The 2,523-nt window shown below is 64.1% G+C and carries 2 protein-coding genes; both read left to right on the forward strand.

What is annotated here, in order from left to right; translation table 11 throughout:
* Positions 1 to 506: nitrilase-related carbon-nitrogen hydrolase (locus AC1D1P_RS20715; protein WP_477674259.1), on the forward strand; the 506-nt coding region annotated here is incomplete at its 5' end.
* Positions 507 to 516: 10 nt separating this feature from the next.
* Positions 517 to 2,523 (forward strand): two-component system sensor histidine kinase NtrB (locus tag AC1D1P_RS20720; protein WP_477674260.1); only part of this gene is annotated, 2,007 nt, incomplete at its 3' end.

The raw sequence follows: 2,523 nt of genomic DNA on the forward strand, positions 1-2,523 counted from the left end.
ATGCGCCGACGGGCCAATGCATCGCGCGGTACGACAAGATCCATCTTTTTCGCTTTGCGCAGGGAAAGGAAGACTATGACGAAACGCGTGTGCTGGAGCCCGGCGCGCAGCCCGTCGGGTTTGATCTGGTTTCCCGCGATGGCCATGTCTACGCTGTCGGCATGAGCATTTGTTATGACCTGCGCTTCCCGGAGCTTTACCGCGCGTTGAAGGCCGATGTGCTGCTGGTGCCCAGCGCGTTTACCTACACCACCGGGCAGGCGCATTGGGAAGTGCTGCTGCGTGCACGCGCCATTGAAAACCAGGCCTATGTCATTGCGGCGGCGCAGGGCGGCACGCATGAAAACGGCCGTCGTACCTGGGGCCACAGCATGCTGGTGGATCCCTGGGGTGAGGTGCTGGCCCAGCAGGCCGAAGGCGCAGGCGTTGTTCTGGGTGAAATCTCCAGCACTCACACGGAAGGTGTGCGAAGCCGTTTGCCTGCATTGAACCATCGTTTCCTATGAGGCCGGCCGCGTGAGGTTTCCGTTTGCCAACGGCGTCAGCCGCGCCAGCAAGCGCTGGTCCCTGTGGGCGCTGCTGGTGGCGCTGCTGGTGGCGTTGCTGGGCATTCTGGTGTGGCTGGCGGGACGGTACGAGTCCAGCATGGTGCAAAGCCGGCTGGAGCATGACGCAGCGGAAGCCGTGACCGACATCCGCTCGGGACTGACGCGCAATATCCAGACCTTGCAGGCACTTCAGTCCAGCGACCGCACGCCGGAGTCGTGGCATTCGTCCGCCGCCGAGCTGCTTCGCGAGCGCCGTGAAATCATGCGGCTTGAATGGCGCAGCGAAGCGCTCGATGTGCTCGGGTTTGTGGAGACGCCCTATCGCACTTCGGTGTTCGAGCGGCTCGGGCGGGGCAGTTTGCAAACCGACGTGGGCCTGACCTGCACCACGGCCCGGCGCCTGAGCGGCGCGGCCTACTCCACCAGTTATTTCATGCCGCAGCGCGATGGCCTGGGTCTGGAGGTGCTCGACATGTGCCTGCCCATCACGGTGTCGGGGCGCCTCACGGGGTATAGCGTGGTCACCTATTCGCTGCAGGACATTCTGGGGGAACTGGTCGGCCGCCAGCTCGCACGGGGCATCGGCCTGTCTTTTACCGAAGCGGACGGCACGCGCCTGGCCCTGCAAGGCGTGCCTTCGCGCGGCAGCCGGATTTATATTGCGCAACAGCTGCTGGACCTGCCCGGCAATACGCTGGTGGTCAGGATGGAAAGCCGGCTGGGCACGCCGGCCCTTTTTCCCAACGTGCTCACCGCACTGGTAACCGCCATGTCACTGGCGCTGCTTGCCGTGTTGTACCTCCTCGCAAGGGATATGCGCCGCAGGCTGAAAGTCGAGCATGACCTCGGCGAGGCCCTGGCTTTCCGCAAGGCCATGGAGGACTCCGTGCTGACCGGCCTGCGCGCGCGCGACCTGCACGGGCGCATCACTTACGTGAATCCGGCGTTTTGCAAGATGGTTGGCGTGGACGCCAAGGACCTGCTCAACCAGAGCTTTCCCTCGCCCTACTGGCCACCCGAACTGGCCGGCGTTTATCAGCAGCGCCAGGAAATCCGGCTGGCGGGCAACAGCCTGCCCAGGGAGGGTCACGAATCGGTGTTCATGCGGCGCGATGGCACGCGGTTCCCCGTGTTGATCATGGAAGCTCCGCTGATCAATGCCGTGGGCAAGCACACCGGCTGGATGAGTGCGATTCTGGACGTCAGTGAACAGCGACGGGTGGAAGAGCTTTCCCGTGCCAGCCAGGACCGTCTGCAGGCCACCGCACGATTGGCGATGGTTGGCGAGATGGCCTCGCTGCTCAGCCACGAACTCAACCAGCCGCTGGCCGCCATTTCAAGCTACGCCACCGGCTCACTCAACCTGCTGCAGGATGGCATGGACCATGACAAGCCGCTGGCAGCGAACGCCAGCTCAGCCRTGGCACCGTTGTCGGAAGATTTGCAGCTGGCCATGCGCCGCATTGCCGAGCAGGCCGAACGCGCGGGAAAGGTCATCAAGAGCGTGCATGATTTTGTGAGGCGGCGCGATCAGGTGCGCGAAGCCGTGCAGCCTCGCGCCCTGCTGGACGCCATCATGCCGCTGGTGACCCTTCAGGCACGCAAGCTCGGCGTGCGCGTGGTGATCGAGGTCGACGAGACCTGCACGCCCGTGCTGTGTGACCGCACCATGGTTGAGCAAGTGCTTCTCAACCTCTCGCGCAACGGCATGCAGGCCATGCAGGCTGCGGCCCACGAAGGAGGGGCGGCGGAGGCGGCCCCGCGGGAAAAGGTGCTGACGCTGCGTATCCGTCCGGCCGCATCGAACGCACAGAGCCGCTGGGTGGAATTTTCGGTGACGGATTGCGGTGAAGGCATTTCCAGTGAAGTGGCCGAGCAGCTCTTCACGCCTTTTTTCACTACCAAGGAAGAGGGTATGGGGCTGGGCCTGAGCCTGTGCCGCACGGTGATTGAGCAGCACGGCGGCTTCCTGGGG

It is taken from the genome of Polaromonas sp. P1_E1_2 (assembly GCF_056406035.1).